This window comes from Tardiphaga sp., from assembly GCF_028290785.1.
Lineage (GTDB): Bacteria > Pseudomonadota > Alphaproteobacteria > Rhizobiales > Xanthobacteraceae > Tardiphaga.
In genome coordinates, this window is record NZ_JAQGJD010000313.1 from 1 (window position 1) to 2,760 (window position 2,760).

Below are 2,760 nucleotides of genomic sequence, written 5' to 3' on the forward strand. Positions count from 1 at the left end.
GCAACTATGACGGCCACTGGCTCGATGCCATCGAGCGCGAGACCGCAGAACTCGCGGTGGCTGACGCAGCGATGCGCAGCCAGACCGTGACGCGACTGGCGGCGATGCTGCGCGCGCGCTTCGAGACCTCGCCGTTTCCCTCCGCGCTGATCATGCTCGACGGCTGGATGGAGAATGCGCTGGTCAGCGAACCCGCCACCTCCGTGGAAGACCGCTACCGCCAGATCCTGCGCGATGGCCGCCCGCGCGACGCCGCCGCCGGTCGCACCCTCGACGGCCCGCATCTCACCGACCTGCAGGTGATCTACGCGCCGAAGAACATGCCGGCGCGCGACGCCTCCACCGGCGAGCAGAAGGCGCTGCTGATCGGGCTCATCCTGGCGCACGCCACGCTGGTCGCCGAGATGACCGGTATCACGCCGCTACTGCTGCTCGACGAAGTCGTGGCACATCTCGATCCCGACCGTCGCCGCGCATTGTTCGGCGAACTGTCAAAGCTCGGCGCCCAGGTCTGGATGACCGGCGCGGATCCCGCGGCGTTTGCCGACATCGGCCCGTCTGGCGAGATTTTCGATGTGGCGGACGGACGGGTCACGCGGCGGCCGGTGCCGGCTTGAACCGCGGCGTCTCCCGGAACGACTAGTCTGAGCGGCCATGTCGTCGCAGCCCTATGACGATGTGCGCGTGCGTCGGCAGCCCCCGGAGACATTCATGATATTGGCGACGAGGCGCGGGGCGCGGCCCCTGGCACGGCGATGCCTGTCGGTATGGATCCTGTGTGCGGCGCTGGCGGCGGGGTCGATCGCCTGCCGGGCGGATGACGGCATTGTCGATGTCGCGGGTCTGCCACGGCTTGCCGGCGCCCGCGAAGAGCCCGAACGGGCAATCTCGCAGATGGCGGTCTATTCCGTTGCCGGGCCAGTGGCGGGCAATGCTGCTGCGACGCACAAGTTGCTGGTCGATGCGGGCTGGACGCCCTATCTCGATCCCCTCGCCGAAGGCAACGGCGACGGGCTGCTGTTCAAGCGGGCGGGTCAGGGCTTGATCGTTTCGTTCAACCGCGCCGGCTCCAGCCTGGAGCGATCCCGCGTGACCTATCTCGCGACCCGGATCAATGTGGATCTGCCGCTGCCCGAGGCCGCCAGCGACATCCTGTTCAACGGCAACCGGCCCTATCTGCGCTGCGTGACGGCCCGTCCCATCGAGACCACGCGCGACGAAATCGTCAGCAGGCTTGCCGCGTCGGGCTGGACCAGATTGACCGCCGAGGACATTGCCGAGCGTTGGCCCGGCGCGAAGCCCGAGGCGATCAACGAGGACGGCGTGCGCGCCTATTTCGTCAATGCCGGGCTTGCGTATCAGAAGCCGATCATGATGACGCTGCAGCGCCGCGGCGACGGCACCCGTGTCGAAATCCGGATTGCGCCGTTCGCCCTGCCGCAGGATCTGCAAGCCGGCCAGGAGACCTATGGCCTGCTGGCGCCGAAATCGGTTTCCAGTGCCACTTACTCCGATGGCGCTGCACGGCGCGAACTCAAGGCCACCCTGGCCGCCGAACTCGGCCCGGTACTGGCATTCTATCGCCGCGAGCTCGGCAAGCGCGGCTGGACCGAACAGAGCAAGGGCGCGGCGATCGCTGCCGATGCGGTGACGCTGACCTTCACCTCCGCCGAAGGCAGCGGCACGCTCAGGCTCGCCCGCCAGTACGATCTCACCAGTATCGGTTTCGTGCTGCAGGTGTCCGAGGCCGTGCTGGCCGCGCGCGAAAAGGCCAGGCGCGACGAGAGCGCCAAATTCCTGCGCGACGCCGAAGCGACCGCGCGCGTGGCGATTGCCGCCTCCGAGGCGCAGCGTACGGCAGCCGCGGCCACGTCGCCCGATCGGGATGCCACCTTGCGCACCCTGGACGGCAACGCCGCGCCGGTGCCGCTGCCGGAAACCGCCGACAAGGTCCAGTTCAACGGCGCCGATGGCCACCTGGAATTTTCCAGCGCCTCCAGCGTCAAGGCGCTGGCCGCGTTCCATCGCGGCGCCATGAAGCCGCTGGGCTGGAAGGAAACGCCTTCCGTCATCAACAATCCCAACATGGTGGTGCTCGACTTTTCCAGGGCGAAGCAAAAGGTGTCGTTCACCATCATGCAGATGGGCCCGAAAGCACGCGTCACCGCCGATGGCGCCGGTCTCAGGGCCGCAGCCGTCGTGCCGGTGGCGGCCACTGTCGAACTCGAAGCCGAAGGCAATGCGCCGTTGCCGGTGCCGAAACAGCACACGCTCAGCGCGCCCGGCACCTGGAAGGCGCAGGGCGGCGGCAGCCCGTTCCGACGCGAGCTCGATGCCAGCATCCCGGCCGACCTCAATACCGTGCTCGCGTTCTATCGCCGCGAACTGACCGGCCGGCAGTGGAAGGAAGAATCGCGGGGCGCGATCGTCAAGGCCGACAAGGTCGCGCTGGCGTTCACCGCGCCCGACGGACCCGCGCTGCTGAAACTCGACCGCCGCAATGGCGAGACCGCCGTCCACTTGGTGCTGAAGAACCCCGCCGAGGCCGCCAAGGCCGGCATCGCGCCGCAACCCGGGCAGGTCCGGCTGACCTTCGGCAACATGGCTGACGCGCAGGCCGCGATTACCGTCCACGGCAAGACCATCAAGGTTGCGCCGGGAGTCGGCGGACCGAAGACGCCGAACGGCCCGACGCTGGAACTGCCGCCCGGCAAGTACCGCGTGGCGCTGAAGGTCGCGGGCCAACCGGACCGCAGCAGC

2 protein-coding genes are annotated in these 2,760 nt (G+C 68.4%); both read left to right on the forward strand.

Annotation, left to right across the window (positions count from 1 at the left end):
* The coding region (locus JWR89_RS19205) for an AAA family ATPase (protein ID WP_299719010.1) at positions 1–617 on the forward strand (617 nt) is incomplete at its 5' end.
* 94 nt (positions 618–711) lie between these two features.
* Positions 712–2,760 (forward strand): hypothetical protein (locus JWR89_RS19210; RefSeq protein ID WP_299719012.1); only part of this gene is annotated, 2,049 nt, incomplete at its 3' end.